The following is an 18712-nucleotide window of genomic DNA, read 5'->3' as shown; positions in this document are numbered from 1 at the left end:
AGCGCACGGGTGCCCGGTCGTGGACCGGCGGGCACCCTTCCGGGCGTGCGGAGAGGGGGCGGCCGCGGTGCGCGCGCCGCCGCCCCCTGCCCTCCCCGTCCGCGGCGGAGTCAGTGGGAGTGAACCTCCAGCTCGTAGAGGGAGTAGCCGTTCGAGGTGCCGCGGGTGACGCCCTGGACGCGCACGTGGCGCGCCTGGACCGGGGCGAACGTCACGTTGTCGACGCCGCCGTTCCCGCCGGTGACCGAGCGGACCGTGGTCCAGGCCGAGCCGTCGGCGGAGGTCTGGATCGAGTACGCCGACCCGTAGGCCGCCTCCCAGCGCAGCACCGCCCTGGCCACGGTCGCGCTCGTCCCCAGATCGACCTGGAGGTACTGGTCGTCACTGGACGAGCTGGACCAGCGGGTCCTGGGGTCGCCGTCGACGGCCCGGCTCGCCGGGTGGAGGAGCTGGCTGCTGGAGGCCCTGGCGCTCTTCCCCTGGGCGAGGTTGGCGGTCACGTCGCCCCGTCGCGCCGGGAACGACACGACCTCCTGGTAGGTCGGCCGGTTCTGCCAGGAGATCAGCGAGTGCTTGATCCCGCCGAGCGGGGAGTGCTCGATGGCGTCGGAGCACCACTGGTCGCCGGCCGAGCAGACGTCGTCGGCCGGGTAGGTCGTCGCCGCGGGCTCGGCGAGCGCCGCCGACAGGCTCTCCAGCAGCACGGTGCGGCACCCCGCCACGGTGCCGCCCCCGCAGTACCTGGCGGGCAGCGGGCCGGCGACCTGGTCCCCGAGCACCGCGCGGACGTCCTTGCTCACGTATCCCCACCAGCCGTACTGGAACGCCGAGCCCTTGTGGGCCTGGGCCTCGTTGGCGGAGGCGGGGAACGAGGACACGTCACCCTGCTGGTGTCCCGAGGGCGACTCGTTGATCTGCAGGGCGTTGACCAGCGACTGGTAGAGGCCGTCTCCCAGGCCGGGCCTGAACTGGGCCCGGACCAGCTTCGGCCACCACGCGTCGAACGCGCGGATCGCCTCGGCGTGGGCGTAGTTCTTGCTGCCCGGTGAGGTCTCCACCCGCTTGGCGCCGGACGCGGCCCAGGCCGAGAGCCTGGAGACCGTCGAGGCCAGGGCCGGGTCGGTCACCGCGGCGCTGTTGAGGACCCGCAGCAGGTCGGGCAGGACCCGGGTGCCGCGCAGGTCGGTCACGGCGGCCTCCGCCATGATCTTCACGGTGCCCGCCTTGTCGAGCTTGCCGGCACCGGCCAGCGCCGCCCTGACGGGCCGGTCCAGCAGGTCGGCCCGGTGGACGGGACCGAAGCTGAAGTTGCCGTCCGCGGCGCCGTAGTCCTTGGCCTGCTTGTTGTTCCAGCTGACGAAGTAGTCCTGGCCGGCCGACTGCGGGTGGGTGGAGGCGGGGGTGTAGGTCGCGGTGTTGGTGGCGGGGTCGAAGCCCGCCCACTCGTGGGCGGCGTCGGCCGTCATCGGCAGGTTCGGGTCGGAGACCGCGGACCTGACCGGGGTGTTGCCCGACATGAAGTACGCCGCGTCGCGGGAGTTGACGTAGAACCAGTTGAACGCGAAGCCGATGGTGGAGGCGGAGTTCATGAACGCCGCCGTGTCGCCCATCTGCGCGGGGTCGTTGAACATCTGGAACCCGATCGCGGAGTCCACCTCGTGCCGGTAGGTGGAGCGCAGGGTGGTGAAGGCGGTGGGCCGCCCGCCGACGGTCCCGCGCCAGCTCACCAGGCCGTACCGGGTGCGCTGGACGACCAGGTCGTAGGAGCCCTTGGCGGTGGAGTCCGCGACGGTGGGCTTCCAGGAGTTGGTCTTCCTCAGCGTCTCCATCGGGGTGCAGACGCCCTGGTGGAGGTAGTGGTTCGAGGAGACGGTGGGCGCGCCGCCGCCGGGCTCGCAGAGCTGCAGGGCGTAGGTGTCGGTGATGTCCTGGGCGCTGGAGGTGGCGTTCCAGGCGTAGTCGGTGCCCCGGCCGAGCAGCACGTAGAGGTTGAGCCCGGCGAAGGCGGCGCCGCGCGCCCGGACGCCGGGTCCGGACAGCTCCTGCAGCATGAGGAGCTGGGGGGCGAAGTAGCCGGTCTGCGGGCCGAACACCGCGATCGGGTGCCCGGTCGAGGACTCGGCGGCCGACACCACCACGGCGTTGGACATGCCGGGCTTGGAGTTGTCGACGAGCAGGCCGTCCATCATGCCCTTGGGGGCGGTGGCCGAGGGGGCGGCCGAGGACGCGGCCGAGCCGGTCTCGTTGGCGGTGATGTCCACCGGTGCCGTGGACGGGTCGGGAAGCACGACCCCGGTGGCGCCGGAGGGCGCGTTCCCCGACGGGAAGCTCTGGCCGTTGTGCAGGGTGAGCGTCGTCTCCGGGTCGTTCTGCGAGCGGAACGCGGCCCAGACCTGGTCGCCGACGGCCGTGCCGTACTTGGCGCGGGCCGCGACGCGGACCAGCGCGGACTGCATCTCGGCGCCGCCGCCACCGCCGAACAGGCCGCCGATCACGCCGGAGATCGCCACCAGGTCGGTCATGGTGAAGTCCACCGGCCCGCCCGCGTTGGTGATCGCGTCGAGGTGGCCGGTCAGCACGTACTCGCCGGGGCAGTTGCGGTCCGCCATGCAGCGGTCGATGTAGGCGTTGACACCGCCGATGTAGTTCTGCACGTCGTCGTAGAGCTGGGCGCCCCGCGGGCCGGAGGCCCTGACCCGGTCGATCTGCGCCTGCAGGTCGGCCTCGGTGTAGGGGGCGTTGCGCCAGGCGCTCTGCTCCAGCGCCCGGTTGCCCGGCGCGCCTCCGGCGAACGGGGTCAGCTCACCGCGTCCGACGTGCCGCATCAGGTCCATCACCCACAGGCGGTCCTGCGCGCCCGCGTACCCGGCGCCGAACATGGTGCCCGCGCGGGTGGTCCCGGTGATGTGCGGGACGCCGGTCGCCTTGTCGCGGACGATCGTCACGTCCGGGCGGGGGCTCGTGGTGCTCTCCACCTGTCCTTCGGGGACGCCGAACGAGGCGTCGTTGAAGAAGTCGGAGATCTGCTCGTTCGTCAGGCCGGTGTAGGCCGAGACGAGGCTCGCGTACCGGCCGAGCTGGTCGTCGCTGTGCCTGGGCTTGGTCCCCAGCGCCTGGTGGGCGAGGATCCCGGCCAGGGTCGCGTTGCCGTTCTGCCCGGGGGGCAGGATGTCGGCGCATTCGCCCAGGCAGTAGTCGTCGGGGGGGAGCGAGACGGCGGCCGCCCCCGAGGTGGACGCCGCCGTGGATCCCGTGGATCCCGTGGATCCCGTGGATCCCGTGGATCCCGTGGATCCCGTGGATCCCGTGGCGGACGCAGCCGTGGACGCCGATGCGGAGGCGGGGACGAGGGGGGATGCCAGCGCGAGGACCAGCAGCAGCGCGGGAGCCGCCGTGATCGTCCGCCTGAGGCGTGCATGCATAGGAGAATCCCTAAAACATGAGACATACTCGGATGTTGAGAGGAACATACGTTCCGTCCAACACCGAATCAATGGCCGCCGTGAGAATCGTCCGCGCCGATCCTCCGCCGCCCGGCGAGGCGGCCGAACGCCGTCCCGCCCGGCCTTTCCGGCCCTCGCGTGCCGCTCCGCCCGGCCTGCGTGCCCGGCTTCGCGTCCGGGTGTCGCCCGGACGCCGGGACGTCAGGATGTCAGGGCTTGAGCCCGACGCCGCCGAACGCGTCCACCTCCTCGGGCTCCCCCCACGAGCTGGGCTCCGGCCGCCACCGCGAGACCGACACCACGCCGGGGTCGAGCACCTTCAGGCCGTCGAAGAACCGGGCGATCTGCTCGGGGGTCCGCAGCCGGTAGTCGTAGGCGCGCCCCTCCTCGACGACCTGCTCCACCTGCTTGGCCGCATCCGGGATCACCACGTTCGTCCCGTCCTCGAAGACCAGGTAGCTCCCCGAGGGCAGCGCGTCCACGAACCTGCGGACCAGCGCGCGGGCGTCGTCGTCGTCGGGGACCGTGCCCAGCACCCCGAACATCATCAGCGCGATCGGCTCGTCGAAGTCCAGGGTCTCGGCCGCGCCGCGCAGGACCGTCTCCGGGTCGCGGGCGTCGGCCTCCAGGTAGGCGCACTCGCCCTCGGGGCTGCTGGTGAGCAGCGCCTGGGCGTGGACGAGCACCAGCGGGTCGTTGTCGACGTACACGATCCGGCAGGTGGGGTCGGACCGCTGCGCGACACCGTGGACGTGGTCGTCGGTGGGGAGCCCGGTGCCGATGTCGAGGAACTGCCGGATCCCGGCCTCCTCCACGAGGAAGCGGACGACGCGGCCCTGGAACGCGCGGGCCTGCCGGACGATGGCCCCCATCTGCGGGTAGCCCTGCAGGATGTACCCGGCGGCGACCCGGTCGGCGTCGTAGTTGTTCTTGCCGCCCCCGAGGTAGTCCCAGACCCGGGCCTGATGCGGAATGTTGGGGTTGATACCAGATATTTCCGTCATGGGGCTCTCTTTTGGTCTGATCATTTTCTGCCCAACATAGAGGATCTGTCCGTATCACGCCTCTCTTTCCGGAAAGATCATTCTTGTACGGCACCGGACTTGACGGCGCGGAACACCACGACCGTGCTGAACGTCGTGCCGTCGATCTGGTACGCGTAGCAGCCCGGCCCGCCGATCGTCGTGGTGCCCGGCATGCTGTTCGGCGGCGCGGTCACCTCTGCGTGGAACCCGTCGTCGCGCACCTCGCCGGTGTAGGAGAACCTGGCGCTCGCCGTGCCCTTCCCGTCGATCCGGTCGGCACGGATGAGGACCGGCCCGGCGTACCCCGAGGCGAGCCACCGGACCTTCTTCACGTACGAGCCTTCGGGGTCACGGTCGCCGGGGCGGAGCTCCAGGACCGTCCCCTTCATGAAGTAGTCGGCGATCGGGTACAGCGGCCCGTCGCCGAGCACCCCGGCCGCCTCCCCGGGTCCGGACCACGGGCGCCGGGGGGTGGTGGGGCAGGCGGCCCCCGCGCGGACGGCGGGGAGCCGGAGCGGCGGGGGCCTCAGCGCCACCGGGGACGGCGACGCCGAGGCGGAGACGGACTCCGGAGCGGACTCCGGCGCGGGCACCGGGGGCGACGCCGTCCCGCGCGGTGACGGGCCGGAGCAGGCCGCCGCGGCCAGGGCGAGCACGGCGAGTACCGACGCGCGCGTCAGCGATATCGGTGGCGTCATACGAGCCACTATCGGCCATCCCGCGCGCCGCGTCGACGCCGGCGGTCAGCCGGCCGAGGTGAGCAGCGGCAGCCTCCGTACCCCGGTCAGGTTGGGGCTGGCCAGGAACTGCGGCGGCTCGTCCGGGTCGGTGCGCAGGCGGGGGAAGCGGTCGAGCAGCATGCCGAGCGCGATCCGGCCCTCCAGGCGGGCCAGTGGCGCGCCCAGGCAGAAGTGGATCCCCCGGCCGAAGGCGAGGTGCGGGTTGGGGTCGCGGGTGGGGTCGAAGACACCGGGGTCGGCGAACTGGCGCGGGTCGCGGTTGGCCGCCGCGACCCAGACCATGAGCAGCTCTCCCGCGGGCACGTGCTCGCCGCCGAGCTCGACGTCGACGTCGGTGACCCGGCCGAGGGTGGCGAACGGGCTGAAGAAGCGCAGGGACTCCTCGATCACCGCGGGAATCGTCGACCGGTCCTCGCGGACCCGGCCGAACCACTCCGGGTGGGCGTCCAGGCAGAGCACCGTGTTGCCCAGCAGCATGGTGGTGGTGATGTGCCCGGCCAGCAGCAGGAGGTTCGCGAAGTTCACCACTTCTGTCTGGGTAAGGCGCTCGCCGTCCACCTCGGCCTCGACGAGCTTGGTGAGCAGGTCGGCGCGCGGCCTGCGCCGCCGCTCCTCGACGTGCTCGCCCAGGTAGTCGGTCAGGTGCGCGACCTGCTCCCTGACGTAGGCCAGGTCGCGCACCTGCTCCTCGCTCTGGTCGCGGAGGGAGAACTGCCGGGAGCTGTCGAAGATGCCGTCCACCCACTGCTTGAACAGGTGGCGGTCGCCCGCGGGCACGCCCAGCAGCTCCGCGATGACGATGACCGGCAGCGGGTAGGCGAGGTCGGCCACCAGTTCGAGCCGGTCCCGTCCGTCCAGCGCGTCCAGCAGTTCGCCGGTCACCTCGGCGATCCGCGGTTCGAGGTCGGCGACGACCTTGGGGGTGAAGGCGTGGCTGACGAGCTTGCGGAGCTTGCCGTGCACGGGCGGGTCCATCTGCACCAGGTTGCCCTCGGTGGGCTCCCGCATCCCCTCGGGCAGTGTCCGGGCGGTGTCGGAGGAGAACGTCCTCGGGTCACCGAGGATCCGCATCACCTCGGGGTAGCCGTAGACGTTCCACATCCCGGTGGTCTCGTCGAACCGGACCGGCCGGTCCGGGTGGTGGTCACGCAGCCAGAAGTGCCCCTCGTGCAGGCCCCATGCGTCGTCGATGATGGTCATGGCGTGCCTTCCTGGTCGGGACGGACCCGGGTCAGCCGGGCTCGTCTTGGCGTTCGTACGCGTAGATCCACTTACGGAAGGGCGGGATCAGGTCCTCGATGATCGCGGCCATCTCCGAGGCCGCGTCGGCCAGTTCCCGATCACCCGGCGGTACGGCGGGCTCCAGGGCGTTCCTGACCACGTACGCGATCGACTCCGCCTTGGCCGCGGCGTCGATCGGCTCCTCGGAAGGGTGGACGTGGAAGCCGGTCGCCACCGCCCCGAAGGTGAACGCCAGGTTCGGCACGTCGGAGCGGAACAGGCCGTGCCGGGTCATCAGGTCGTGGAACCGCTCGGCGATGAGCAGCTCGCGACCCCGCAGGGAGGCGTCGGCCCGCGTCGCGTGCGCCCCCTCCGTGAAACCGGTGACCATCGCCCCCAGCACCGGCCTGCGGGCGACGGCCAGGAACGTGGAGGAGACCAGGCGGTGCGGCAGCAGGGTGCGCGGGTCCCGGCGCAGCTCGTCGAGGAACTCCTCCAGGTACGCGATGGACTCGCGCAGCAGCACGGCCTCGAAGAGCTGCTGCTTGGTCCGCCAGTGCAGGTAGACCGTGCCCTTGCCGATCCCGGCCTCCCGGGCGACGTCCTCGATCGTCACCTTGCGGTAGCCGTGGCGTACGAGCAGCCCGGCCGCGGCATTGAGGATCCGGTCGGCCCGGCCGACCGGCCCGGTCTTCTCCCGCACCCCGTTCCCTCCTTCTGACGCGTTGACCAATTATGAAATCCGGTCAACACGTCAACGGTAACCCCCGCCCCGGCCCCGGACAAGCCCCCACGCCCGGACGGGTCACCTGTGTCGTCCGGATCGCCTTTTCGCGACCTCCTTCTCCCCGGCGCCCCTGTCCGGCCCAGGACCGGAACCGCGCGGGATCATCCGAGCGCCGTCACGGCCAAGGGCAAGCACAGCACGGCTCATGACTGGAAATGTTCAGATCCGATGGCACGTTTCGCACGACGGATTACAATGGAGCTTTTCGCAGCCCCACTCGTGCAAGGAAACCCGCCCGGCCTTGGACTCGAAGCCGATCTCCACGACATCCTCGTAGCCGTCGATGTCCGCTCCCGGGTCGTGGTCGGTCACTGTCACCGAGAAGCCGACCGTTCCCGTGTGCAGACCTGTGACCAGAAAGGCGCAGCCGTCTGCCACCCTTATGATCCCGACTGGATGCGTGGGATGGTCACCAAGTAGGTCGTCCGGGCCCATGGCGTCATCGGTCTCATCGACAAGGTACGCCTGCCGGTAGGAAACACGCAGATCGAACGACACGCTGCGAGAATCGGTCATGAGCGGCAAGTCTTCGATCATGACCTGACATTTTCTGGTCGGTGCCAGGAAATCCACGTGAGCCTACTGTGCACCGCAAACCCGTGGCTGTCTTACGTGGCCAGTCGGCGGTAGCAAATGAGGGCCGCGGCGATGGCGACGAAGGATGCAAAGTGGTCGGCTCGCCGTTCATAGCGGCGATGTAAGCGTCGGCGGTCGGCTAGCCAGGGACGGACGGTCCGCTCGACCACCCAGCGGTGGCGTCTCAGGCGCTGGCTGGACTCAACCCCTCGGCGGGCGATGCGCGGGATGATCCCGCGGCTGCGCAGGAAGGTTCGCATGTGCGGGTAGTCATAGCCCTTGTCACCATGTAGCTTCGCCGGTCGGCGGCGTCGCGGTCCTCGGCGGGATGCTGCGTGCCAGCGGTTCCAGCGCCAGGCCGTCGTGCGTGTTGGCCGCGCTGATTGCGACAGAGATCGGCAGGCCAGTCCGTTCGGTGATGAGATGGATCTTCACCCCGTTCTTGCCGCGATCGACAGGATTCGGACCTGCCAACTCCCCCCTTTGGCCGCTCGAACGCTGACCGAGTCGATCTCGCACCGAGACCAGTCCAGTTCTCCTCGGGCGCCGAGTTCATCCAGCAGGATCCGGTAGAGCTTGGCCCAGGCTCTAGCGGCGCTCCATTCGGTGAAGCGGCGGTGGACTGTCTGCCAGGAGGCGCCAAAGACCGGCGGGAGTTGTCGCCAAGCGCAGCCGGTAGTGGCCACGTACACGATCGCGGCCAGGATCATCCGATCGTTGATCCGCCGCCGCCCGCCGCCTTGCGGCCGAGTGGGTGCCAGCGGGACCACGCGCTGGAACAGCTCCCACAACTCATCGGGGACCGGTCACTGAAGAAACACATCCACGGACGATCTAATGACCAACCGCCAAATGAGTCGCGCTCTTATCGGCCCGTACGTGCCGTGAACGACTTGGTGACCACCTGGTCTCCTATCTCAAGACGCCAGTGGTAGCGGCCGGGTTTCAGGGAAAGGGCCGGGACGCTGAGGGAGAAGGCCGCGTCGAGCGTTGTCCCCGCGGCCAGCCCTGGCGGACGGCCGATCTCCACGCTTCCCGCATGGTTCACGGCCGCGATGTCATCACCGGGGGTGAGGATCTCCACGGGGTGACCGTCGTCGTCACGCAGTTCAAGACGCAGGGGAATCCGCTCGTCGGCGCGATCCCACGGAATGCCGAGCAGCACGGCGACGGCATGCGGGGCACTGGGAGCACCGGTGACGGACCAGCCCGCACCGAGCATGTGGACCTTACCGCTGGGGTCGGAGACGGCCGCATCACACAGGATGAGCTGGACGTCGATCGGTGAGACCATCAGCAGGAGCGGGTGACGGCGACGCCTGCGGTGCTGGTCTCGCCGAAGGAGGGAACACCGGCCAGGGTGATGTGCGCGTTGAAGCCCCGGCTGGGGTGCTTCGTGACCCGCTTCTCGCCGCGTTCGAACGCTGCGACGATCTTCTCGACGGGCTCGTCGTCCTCGTAAAACTCGTTGGCGTCCATGTTCGCCATGATGCCTCCTCGCTCCCTGCCTGCCAACGGTGATCAGATGGGATAAGCGCTTCCAAGGTTGTACACATCATCCGAATCACTCGTCGGGTAGAGGACGACGAGCACGGTCATCGACCGGATCCGCGTTCGCACCATGGCTCTCCACCCTCGATCAGGATCATGGTTCCACACGTATTCCAGGCCCTCGCGACAGACGACCGCATCTCTGACTTCGCCTTCGTAGAGCCCATGACGGTTCTGGATCTTCTCTGCGGTGCGCGCACTGACATTCAGCCATGCCACCCACAGATCTTTCCGCATGCCACTCCGTCACCCGCATGGATACCCGTTCGCCTTCATCCTTCGTTGCCTCCGTGTGACGGTTACGCGAATGTACTGGTTGTCGATAGAAGCTTCTGGAGTTCCAGGTGGATTGAAAATTATGATTGAATTCAACCCCCTTTAATATGTTTAGTTGATATACCTCCCCTCTTCGCGGTCAGGCCACGGACGAGCCCGTCAGGCCCGCTCCGGGGTGGGGCGGTGCAGGACGACCGCCAGCACGACGAGCGCGACCCCGGCCAGTTCGACGGCCGAGGGGAACTGCCGGAGCACCACGACGCCGATCACCGTGGCCGTGGCCGGAAGCACCGCCACCAGCAGCGCGTAGGTGGCGCGGGTCATCCGCGCCATGGCGAGCTGGTCGCAGACGTACGGGATCACCGACGAGCAGATCCCGACCCCGATCCCGGCGGCGAGCACCATCGGGTCGGCCAGTGCGGGGGCGACCTGCCACAGCGCCACGGGCGCGACGAGGACCGAGGCGACGAGCATGGCCGCGGCCAGCGCGTCGATGCCTCCGACGTCACCACCCGCGCCACCACTTGAGCCACCACTTGAGCCGCTGCCGGTGTCACCGGTGGTGTCCCCCTCGGCGGCGCTCAGCCGCCGGGACGTACGGTGGGCCAGCACGATGTAGGCGGCGAACAGCAGCGCGTTGGCGAAGGCGAACACGAGCCCGAGCCCCTCCCCGACCGGCCGGACGTCGGTCAGCGCGTAGACGCCGCCGACGGCCGCCACGAGCGCCAGGAGGTTGCGAAGGGTCCGGGCGCCGAACGCGGCCAGCGCGATGACGGGCAGGAACTCGATCGCGGCGACGGTGCCCAGCGGGACGCGGTCGATCGCCAGGTAGAAGCAGACGTTCATGGCGGCCAGCACCGCGCCCCAGGCGACGATCGTCCGGCGGCCTCCAGCGTCGAGACGGGCGAGGATCCGCCAGGGGCGGCGCCAGAGCGCGAAGACCAACGCGGCGCTCCAGATCCTCAGGCCCGCCACCCCGAGGGGCGCGAGCCGGGCGAACAGCAGCACGGCGAAGGCCGGGCCGAGGTAGTGGAAGACGGCGCTGCCCATGAAGTAGGACCACGGGGGCACCGTCGCGATGAGGGCACGCGGGCCCGCGGACGACATGCCCCCCATCGTCGACCGGCCCGTAGATTGGCAAAATGGCGAATCGAAGGATCAGGCCCGAGCGGGCGTACGAACCCAAGGGAATCGACGACCTGGACCTTCGCATCCTCACCGAGCTGCAGACCGACGCCAGGGCCGGCCTCGCCGAGCTGGGCCGCAGGGTCGGCCTGTCGGCGCCCGCGGTGGCCGAACGGGTACGGCGGCTGGAGGAGACCGGTGTGATCACCGGCTATCGCGCCGAGATCGACCCGCGGGCCCTGGGCTTCCCCGTCACGGTGATGGTCCGGATCCGCCCGGCGATCCGGGAGCTGCGGCGCATCGCCGAGATCGCCGAGAAGGTCCCCCAGATCGTCGAGTGCCACCGCATGACCGGCGACGACTGCTTCTTCTTCGTGATGCACCTGCGCACGGTCGCCGAGCTGGAGCCGATCCTCGACCTGTTCACCCCCTACGGCCATACGACGACGTCCCTCATCCACACCTCTCCCGTGCCGCGCCGCCCTCTGCCCCTGGGCTGAGCCGCCCCCGCGAAAAGGCCGCCCGGAGGCCCCGGACCGGTCTCCGAGGGCCCGGGCCGGCCTCCGCGGGCCCGGGTCAGCCGAGGACGGGCACCGACTCGACCAGGGCGACCAGGCCGCGCTCGTCGAGCAGGTCGACCGGCCGGACGGTCTCGTTGAGCAGGACGTAGTGGAAGGCCGCGCCGACCTGCGCCAGGGGGACGCCCGCCAGGTGGGACCAGGCCAGCCGGTAGGCGGCGAGCTGGACCGAGGCCGCGGCCTCGGCCTTCCCGCCCGTGGGACGGCGGCCGGTCTTCCAGTCCACCACCTCGTAGCGGCCGTCGGAGATCTGGAAGACCGCGTCCATCCGGCCGCGGACCACCCGGTCGGCGATCATCGTCTCGAAGGGGACCTCGACGTCGAGCGGTTCCCGCTCCACCCACTCGCTCTCCTCGAAGCGGGCGCGCAACTCCTCGAGGTGGGCGTCGGTCTCCTCGAAGTCGTCGGACGCGCCCGGCAGCTCGAACTCGTCCATCAGCCGCTGCTGCCCCCAGCGTCCCTCCAGCCAGCGGTGGAAGGAGGTGCCGCGCCGGGCCAGCGGGGCGGGCTTCTTGGGCACCGGGCGGCGGATCTGCCGGGCCAGCGCCTTGGGGTCGGAGGCCAGCGTGACCAGGGCGGAGACGGTCAGGTGGGCGGGCAGCTCCACCCGTCCGGTACCGCGCCTGCGGTTCAGCTCCCGTTCCCTGAGCAGGAGCTCGATGTCGCGCTCCCACGCCTTCGCCCGTTCCCTGTCCCATCCCCGCAGGTCGGCCACGGGCACCGGCCGCTGCTCGTCGGACTCGAAGGCCACGGGCGCCGTCCGCTCCACCGCCACGGGCGGCGCGTCCCCGTCCGCGGGAAGACCCTCCTGCGCGGTCACGAGGTCACCCGCCTTCCCGTCCGCGGGAACACCCTCCCGCGCGGGGTCACCATCCCGCGCGGTCACGGGGGCACCCTCCCGCGCGGTCGCGGGGTCACCCTCCCGCGCGGTCGCGGGAACGACGTCCCGGGGCGGGGGGAGGGACGGCGTCGCCTCGCCCCCGGGGTCGCCAGGGAAGGGGACGTCCTGAGGGTCCCCGAAGGGGACGTCCCGGGGATCCCCGTCGAACGCGTCCTCGGGGCCGTCCGGGAAGGGCACCTCCCCGGGGTCGTCCCCGAAGGACCCGTCGTCCGGGGCGTCGGGGAAGGGCACCTCGGAGAAGGAGGCGTCGGGGAGGGGCAGGTCGGGGAGGGGCACGTCCTCGTACACCGCGTCGTGCACCGGCCCGGAACCGGCCGGCACCGCCCGCGCGGACCCCGCCGAGCCGGAGGAGCCCGCGGGACCCGCGGCACCGGGAGAACCGGCGCGGGCGCCGTTCTCCGCCAGGGCGGCCAGGGCCGCCTCGACCATGGTCGCGCCGTCCAGGACGGCGGCGTAGCGGACGTCGTCCGGCGCGATCGGCCAGGCGGACTCGGGCGGCTCGGCCAGCAGCGGGTTGGTGGCGCCCTCCTCCGGCTCCGGGGCCCAGAACGCCACCCGGCCGCAGGTGTCGCGGATCTCCACCAGGAAGTCGGACGGCTCCAGCGGCTTGGCCGCGGTGCCCCAGCGGTACCCCGACGCGATCAGCAGATAGTGCGCGCGAGTGACCGCGACGTAGGCCAGGCGGCGCTCCTCCAGCAGGTCGCGGTCGCGGCAGCGCTCGTCGAACTCGGCCAGCTCCTCCTTGCTCAGCCCGGTCAAGACGGGCAGGTCGGAGGCGTCGCCGCGGAGCGGGTAGGGCAGCTTGCGGGGGTTCTCGGTCCACTTGGGGCTGGTCGTGGGACGGGCCGGGAACATGGTGCCGACGGTGAGCGTCCCGGCCTTCGACAGCGCCTGGGACAGGCCGGGCACCACCACCACCGGCCACTCCAGGCCCTTGGAGGCGTGCACGGTCATCAGCTTGACGCTGTTGCTCTCGCCCACCCGCCCGGCGTCCAGGCCGTTCTCCTCCTCGTCGGCCGCCTTCAGGAACGCCAGGAACGCGCCCAGCGTCGGGTCCTCGGAGTCCCCGGCGAACCGGGAGGCGGCGTCCAGGAAGGCGTCCAGGTCGGCGCGGGCCGCGAACGGGCCGACGGCCGTCCCCCGGGCCGCCACCTCGATGTCCAGGCCGAGCCGGCGCTCCACCTCCTGGATCAGGTCCGGGAGCGGCTGGCCGGTGTGGGCGCGCAGCAGGCGCAGCTCCTGGGCGACGGAGACCAGCCGGACCCGCGCCAGCGGGGAGAACAGGTCCTGCCACTCCGGACGGTCGGGCAGCTCGTCGAGGGCGTCGATGAGGCTGCCGCGCTCCTCGGCCATGTCCGCCACCACCTGGTCCAGCGGATCGGCCACCGGGGAGGCGCCCTCGCGGGTCTCCCGGTTCAGCTCGCGGGCCCGCTCCCCCAGCTCCCGCAGGTCGGCGGGGCCGATCCGCCAGCGGGGACCGGACAGCAGCCGCACCAGGGCGTCCCCGGCGCTCGGATCGTAGATCACCCGCAGCGTGGAGACGATGTCGGCCACCTCGGGCACGGTCAGCAGGCCGCCCAGCCCGACGATCTCCACCGGGATGCCCCTCGACTCCAGCGCCCGGCGCAGCGCGGGGAACTGCGAGCGCTTGCGCGCCAGGATCGCCACGTCGTGGGGCTGGAGCGCCTGCGGGCCGCCCCAGACGCTCTGCTTGGCCCGCTTGCGCTCCCCCTCGCCCCAGGGCATGCCGTCGGGCGCGCTCTCGGCTCCCAGCACCCGGGCGATGCCCGCGGCGATCCAGTCCGCCTCGTCGTCGGCGGTCTCGTGGAAGGCGCACACCACCCGGCCGCGCTCGACCCGGTTGCCGCCGGGCACCAGGACCGGCACCTCCCTGGCCTCCATCCGCAGCGGCAGCTGGAGCCGGGCGGCGACGTCCAGCACGGCGTCGCCGTTGCGGAAGCTCACCGACAGGCGGCGGATCGGGGCGAGCTCCCCGGCGGCGGTCCTGAAGTCGCGGGGAAAGCGGGTCAGGTTGCCCGCGGAGGCGCCGCGCCAGCCGTAGATGGACTGGCAGGGGTCGCCCACGGCCGTCACCGGGTGGCCGCCGCCGAACAGGGCGCGCAGCAGCACGAGCTGGGCGTGGCTGGTGTCCTGGTACTCGTCCAGCAGGACGACGGCGAACCGGCCGCGCTCGATCTCGCCGACCTCGGCGTGCTTGGACGCGATCCGGGCCGCGAGCGCCATCTGGTCGCCGTGGTCGACGACCTCCCGGCCCCGCTTGAGCCGGTCGTACGCCTCCACCAGCGGCAGCAGCTGCTCCCTGGCCCGCTGGGTGAGCAGCGGCCTGCGCTGGTCCTTGATCGGCGTTCCGGGCAGCTCGGCGAAACGGGCGTCCAGCCAGGCGCCGACGTCGCGCACGTCCTGCGGGGTGCGCAGGTGCTCGGCCATCTCCCCGGCCAGCTCCAGCACCGCGCGGGTGACGGTCGCCGGGCTCCACTCGACCTCCGCCATCGGCCCGTCGTAGGCGCTGACCACCCGCACGGCGAGCTGCCAGGCGACGGCCGGGGAGATCAGGCGCATGGTCGGCTCCAGCGCCTCGCGCAGCGCGTGGTCGGTGACCAGGCGGGCCGCGTACGCGTGGTAGGTGGAGATGGTCGGCTCGCCCTCCATCTGCTGGGCGGGCACCTGGCCGGTCTCGACCAGGCCGGTGAGCCGCTCGCGCACCCGGGCGGCCAGCTCGCCCGCGGCCTTCCTGGTGAAGGTCAGGCCGAGCACCTGCTCGGGGCGGACCAGCCCGTTGGCCACCAGCCAGACGACGCGCCCGGCCATGGTCTCGCTCTTGCCCGACCCGGCCCCGGCCATCACGACCATCGGCTCCAGGCCGGCCTCGATCACCTCGGCCTGTTCCGGGGTCGGCGGCAGGATGCCCAGCTTGGCGGCCAGCTGGACCGGACTCAGCACGCGGCGCCCCCGCGGCGGTCGGCGGGCCTCAGCACACCTGGTCCCCGTTCTTGCTGACCGGGCAGCTCGACCGTACGGCGCAGGTACGGCAGCCGTCGTTGACCTTCGCCTGGAAGAACGGCCCCGACATGCCGGTCGCGACGGTGTCGACCATGTCGCGCGCCCAGCCGGGGTCGGGGTCCTCCGACAGGGGCGGCTGCGCCTGCTCCTTGGCGCCCTTCTTGCCCGCGGCGTCGCCCACCTGGACCAGGGCGGCACCGCCCGGCTCGGTCATGCCGTGCCGCTGGAAGGCTCCCAGCAGCGCGGCGAGCTGGTAGACCCCGAGCTGGGGGTGGCGCTCCAGGTCGGCGTCCCTGGGGCCGTTCTTGCCGGTCTTGATGTCGATGATCACCGCCCGGCCCTCGCCGTCGCGCTCGACCCGGTCGACCCGCCCCTTGATCTGCACCCCCTCGGAGACCGTGGCCGTGAACGCCTCCTCCAGGCCGACCAGCTCGCGGGGGTTCTCCTGGTGCCAGCGGACGAACTTGGAGATCATCTCCTCGGCGACCCTGCGCTGCTTGCGGTTGTACCAGACGCCGCCGAAGTCGAGCTCGTGCCAGACGTCGTCCAGGCGCTTGCCGAGGGTCTCCTCGGTGGGCATGCCGGTCGCGGCGAGCACGGCCAGCGCGTGCACGACCGTGCCCAGGCCGCGGGCCACGTCGGTGCCTCCCGCGCCGACCGAGGTCTCCAGCAGCCAGCGCAGGCCGCACTTGCTGAAGCTCTCCACCGCCGAGGGCGAGACGCGCACGATGTCGTCGGGCCAGCTCAGCGGGCGGTCGTCGGACAGGGGCGTCAGGGCGTACCAGTCGTTGGGGTGGGCGCCGGGCACGCCGGCGGCGGCGAGCCTGGCCAGGTGCGCGGCGGCGGACCTGCGCAGCGGTTCCGGCCGGGTGGAGTCGGCGACCGCCGACCGCAGGTCGGCCACGAGCGCGGACATGCTCAGCCAGCGGGAGCGCTCGTCCATGCCGCTCTCCTCGGCCGAGCCGGGCACCAGCTCGGTCAGGAAGCGCGAGGGCCGCTCTTCGGTGTCGTCGCCGCCCACCGCGGTGACGACGAGCCGCTTCCTCGCCCGGGTCGCGGCCACGTAGAACAGTCGGCGCTCCTCGGCCAGCAGCTGGGAGGCGAGCGCGGCGTGGACGGCCGCCGGGTTCTCGTGCTCGGAGCCCTCGGCCCTGGCGACCATGTCGTCGGTGCTCAGCATGGACCCGCGCAGCCGCAGGTCCGGCCAGGCGCCCTCCTGGACCCCGGCCACGACCACCACGTCCCACTCCAGGCCCTTGGCGCGGTGCGCGGTCATGATGCGGACCGTGTCGCCGTCGGGGGCCCGTTCGGCCAGGGAGTCCCCGGGGATCTCCTGGGCGACCAGGTCCTCGACGAACACGTCCACCCCGGCGTGCGGGAGCCGGTCGACGAACCGGGCGGCCTGGTCGAAGAGCGCCACCACGGCGTCCAGGTCGCGGTCGGCCATGGCGCCCCTGACACCGCCCCGCAGGCTGGTCTCGGTCCACCGGGAGGCGAGCCCGGTGGCCTGCCAGACGGCCCACAGCACGTCCTCCGCGGTGCCGCCGCGCCGTACGGCCTCGGTGGCGGCGGAGAGCAGCCCGGCCACCCGCTCGGCGGGCGCGGCCACGTGCGGCTCGACCCGCACCAGCTCCCGCGCGTCCTTCAGGGCCGCGACCAGCAGCTCGCCCGAGGAACGCGGCCCGGTGGCCTCCCGCTCGACGGGCAGGTCCGCCATGCCGTCCGCCCCGTCCGCCCCTTCCGCGGTTCCCTTCGCCGGCCCGTCCCCGTCCGTTCCCTCCGCGGGCCCGTCCCCGTCCGACGTTCCCCGCGCCGCGGTCCCGGCGTCGCCGGTCGCGTTCCCGTCGCCGGGAACGGTCTCGCTTTCGTCGCCGGAACCGCCTTCGGCCTCGGTCCCGGTCCCGTCCGTGGAATCGTCCGTGGAGGCGTCGGTGGATCCGCCGGCCGGTCCGGTGCCGCCCCCGTCGGCCGTGCTCCCCTCGGCCCCCTCGGGCCCGTCTGCCGGTACGCCTCCGGGGTGGGCCAGCGCCTCGTGCTCGGCGACCCGCAGGGCGCGGCGCAGCCGACGTACGCCGATCATGTCGGTGCCGCCGAGCGCGCCGGTCAGCAGCTCCTCGGCCATCCCCTCGTCCAGGTTCTCCGGGTGCAGCGCCACCTGGATCAGCCTGATCAGCGGCCGGACCCCCGGCTCCTGGAACGGCGGCACCTCGCCGCCGGTGACCATGACCGGCACCCCCGCGGTGACCAGGGCCCGGCGCAGCAGCGGCACCTGGCGGGTGGCGGAACGCACCAGCACCGCCATCCGCGACCAGGGGACGCCGTCCAGCAGGTGCGCCCGGCGGAGCGTGTCGGCCACGATCGCCGCCTCCTGGGGGGTGCCGTCGGCCACCAGCACCTTCACGTCGCCGGGAACGGCGTCCGGCAGCGCGCGCAGGTCGCGGTGGGCGGCCCCGCCCGGGGTCGCGGGCAGCCGGGAGGTGATCCGGCGGGTGGCCCGGAGCAGTTCGGCGCCGCTGCGGCGGCAGACGCGCAGCGCGACGACGGGCGCCTTGGCCCCGGCGGCGTCGCGGAAGCGGTCGGGGAAGTTCATGATCCCCCGCACGTCGGCGCCGCGGAACCCGTAGATCGACTGGTCCGGGTCGCCGACCACGACCAGGTCACGCCCCTCCCCGGCGAGCTGCTGGAGCAGGAACTCCTGCGCCGGGTCGGTGTCCTGGTACTCGTCGACGAAGACGGCGTCGTACGCGGACCGCTCGCGGGCCCGGACGTCGGGGTCGGAGAGCAGCGCACCGGCGGCGCGGATCAGCTCGGCGTAGTCGAGCACCGGCTCGACGTCGAGGTCGAACCTGGCCTGGTAGCGGCCGGCGAACCTGCCTGCGGCCACCCAGTCGGGACGGCCGTGGCGGCGGCCCAGCTCGACCAGCTCGGGCCCGTCGAGGCCGCGTTCGGCGGCACGGGCCAGGAAATCGCGCAGCTCCCCGGCGAAGCCCCGGGTCTTGAGGGCCTCGTGCATGTCCTGCGGCCAGTGCACGGCGCCGTCCTCCAGCTCGCCGTGCAGCAGGCGGCGGATCTCCAGCAGCTGCTCGGGGCCGGTCAGCAGGCGCGGCGGCACCTGCCCGGCGAGCAGGGCCTCGCGGCGGAGCAGGGCGTAGGCGTAGCTGTGGAAGGTGAGGGCCAGCGGGGTGCGGGTGGTGCGCCGCAGCCGGGCGGTGATGCGCTCGCGCAGCTCCTCGGCGGCCTTGCGGCTGAAGGTGAGGACGATCACCCGCTCGGGGTCGGTGCCGCGGCGCTCGATCCGGTCGACCACGCTCTCCACGATCGTGGTGGTCTTCCCCGTACCGGGCCCGGCGAGCACGAGCAGCGGGCCTCCCCCGTGCGCCACCACCGCCCGCTGGTGCTCGTCGAGCACAGGGGCAACAGCCCTCCCTGCATCCTCACGACGTACCAGCCGCCAGTCCCGACCACTCA

13 protein-coding genes and 1 pseudogene are annotated in these 18712 nt (G+C 72.1%); 1 reads left to right on the top strand and 13 read right to left on the bottom strand.

The annotated features are described in order from the left end of the window. Positions 1–110: 110 nt before the first annotated feature. The 11 genes and pseudogenes from ACZ6RT_RS09180 to ACZ6RT_RS09130 form a co-directional block, all read right to left on the bottom strand. Positions 111–3422 (bottom strand): penicillin acylase family protein, encoded by a 3312-nt coding sequence (locus tag ACZ6RT_RS09180; protein ID WP_470152729.1) that lies wholly within the window; start codon positions 3420–3422, stop codon positions 111–113. A 230-nt stretch (positions 3423–3652) separates the two neighbouring features. Further along, positions 3653–4447: an SAM-dependent methyltransferase gene (locus ACZ6RT_RS09175; RefSeq protein WP_399187820.1), complete on the bottom strand. Its 795-nt coding sequence runs from the start codon at positions 4445–4447 to the stop codon at positions 3653–3655. Between the two features lie 77 nt (positions 4448–4524). Next, positions 4525–5166 carry a hypothetical protein gene (locus ACZ6RT_RS09170; protein WP_470152728.1) on the bottom strand — a complete coding sequence of 214 codons (642 nt, stop codon included), beginning with the start codon at positions 5164–5166 and terminating at the stop codon, positions 4525–4527. A 45-nt stretch (positions 5167–5211) separates the two neighbouring features. Continuing rightward, complete coding sequence (locus ACZ6RT_RS09165) at positions 5212–6408, bottom strand: cytochrome P450 (RefSeq protein WP_470152727.1); 1197 nt, start codon at positions 6406–6408, stop codon at positions 5212–5214. 31 nt (positions 6409–6439) lie between these two features. Then, on the bottom strand, positions 6440–7132 hold the full coding sequence (locus tag ACZ6RT_RS09160; RefSeq protein WP_470152726.1) for a TetR/AcrR family transcriptional regulator: 693 nt from the start codon (positions 7130–7132) through the stop codon (positions 6440–6442). 243 nt (positions 7133–7375) lie between these two features. Beyond that, complete coding sequence (locus ACZ6RT_RS09155) at positions 7376–7753, bottom strand: hypothetical protein (RefSeq protein ID WP_470152725.1); 378 nt, start codon at positions 7751–7753, stop codon at positions 7376–7378. Positions 7754–7824: 71 nt separating this feature from the next. Further along, positions 7825–8583 (bottom strand): annotated as a pseudogene (locus ACZ6RT_RS09150) (IS5 family transposase). A gap of 74 nt (positions 8584–8657) precedes the next feature. Then, positions 8658–9086 (bottom strand): DUF6941 family protein, encoded by a 429-nt coding sequence (locus ACZ6RT_RS09145; protein ID WP_470152724.1) that lies wholly within the window; start codon positions 9084–9086, stop codon positions 8658–8660. After that, positions 9086–9280, bottom strand: a complete 195-nt coding sequence (locus ACZ6RT_RS09140; protein WP_399187829.1) for a hypothetical protein — start codon at positions 9278–9280, stop codon at positions 9086–9088. Before ACZ6RT_RS09140 ends, ACZ6RT_RS09145 begins: the two co-directional genes overlap by 1 nt. 33 nt (positions 9281–9313) lie before the next feature. Continuing rightward, on the bottom strand, positions 9314–9580 hold the full coding sequence (locus tag ACZ6RT_RS09135) for a hypothetical protein (protein WP_470152723.1): 267 nt from the start codon (positions 9578–9580) through the stop codon (positions 9314–9316). 198 nt (positions 9581–9778) lie between these two features. Continuing rightward, positions 9779–10726 carry an EamA family transporter gene (locus ACZ6RT_RS09130; protein WP_399187833.1) on the bottom strand — a complete coding sequence of 316 codons (948 nt, stop codon included), beginning with the start codon at positions 10724–10726 and terminating at the stop codon, positions 9779–9781. 35 nt (positions 10727–10761) lie between these two features. Here ACZ6RT_RS09130 and ACZ6RT_RS09125 point away from each other — a divergent pair, with 35 nt between their 5' ends. Next, positions 10762–11244: an Lrp/AsnC family transcriptional regulator gene (locus ACZ6RT_RS09125; RefSeq protein WP_399187835.1), complete on the top strand. Its 483-nt coding sequence runs from the start codon at positions 10762–10764 to the stop codon at positions 11242–11244. A gap of 76 nt (positions 11245–11320) precedes the next feature. On the opposite strand, the gene ACZ6RT_RS09120 is transcribed toward ACZ6RT_RS09125, so the two are convergent. Further along, positions 11321–15184, bottom strand: a complete 3864-nt coding sequence (locus ACZ6RT_RS09120; RefSeq protein ID WP_470152722.1) for an ATP-dependent helicase — start codon at positions 15182–15184, stop codon at positions 11321–11323. A gap of 28 nt (positions 15185–15212) precedes the next feature. After that, the gene (locus ACZ6RT_RS09115) at positions 15213–18653 is read right to left on the bottom strand and encodes an ATP-dependent helicase (RefSeq protein ID WP_470152721.1); all 3441 of its coding nucleotides are present in this window, start codon (positions 18651–18653) and stop codon (positions 15213–15215) included. Positions 18654–18712 lie beyond the last annotated feature (59 nt).

Source organism: Streptosporangium sp. NPDC050148, assembly GCF_055586505.1.
The sequence above is the reverse complement of the archived record's forward strand: the minus strand, read 5'-3'. Positions and strand labels throughout refer to the sequence as shown.

Excerpts from the sequence above, each read along its gene's own strand:
- ACZ6RT_RS09180 (WP_470152729.1), bottom strand. The coding sequence starts at position 3,422 with ATGCATGCACGCCTCAGGCGGACGATCACGGCGGCTCCCGCGCTGCTG.
- ACZ6RT_RS09175 (WP_399187820.1), bottom strand. The coding sequence starts at position 4,447 with ATGACGGAAATATCTGGTATCAACCCCAACATTCCGCATCAGGCCCGG.
- ACZ6RT_RS09170 (WP_470152728.1), bottom strand. The coding sequence starts at position 5,166 with ATGACGCCACCGATATCGCTGACGCGCGCGTCGGTACTCGCCGTGCTC.
- ACZ6RT_RS09165 (WP_470152727.1), bottom strand. The coding sequence starts at position 6,408 with ATGACCATCATCGACGACGCATGGGGCCTGCACGAGGGGCACTTCTGG.
- ACZ6RT_RS09155 (WP_470152725.1), bottom strand. The coding sequence starts at position 7,753 with ATGATCGAAGACTTGCCGCTCATGACCGATTCTCGCAGCGTGTCGTTC.
- ACZ6RT_RS09145 (WP_470152724.1), bottom strand. The coding sequence starts at position 9,086 with ATGGTCTCACCGATCGACGTCCAGCTCATCCTGTGTGATGCGGCCGTC.
- ACZ6RT_RS09140 (WP_399187829.1), bottom strand. The coding sequence starts at position 9,280 with ATGGCGAACATGGACGCCAACGAGTTTTACGAGGACGACGAGCCCGTC.
- ACZ6RT_RS09135 (WP_470152723.1), bottom strand. The coding sequence starts at position 9,580 with ATGCGGAAAGATCTGTGGGTGGCATGGCTGAATGTCAGTGCGCGCACC.
- ACZ6RT_RS09130 (WP_399187833.1), bottom strand. The coding sequence starts at position 10,726 with ATGTCGTCCGCGGGCCCGCGTGCCCTCATCGCGACGGTGCCCCCGTGG.
- ACZ6RT_RS09125 (WP_399187835.1), top strand. The coding sequence starts at position 10,762 with ATGGCGAATCGAAGGATCAGGCCCGAGCGGGCGTACGAACCCAAGGGA.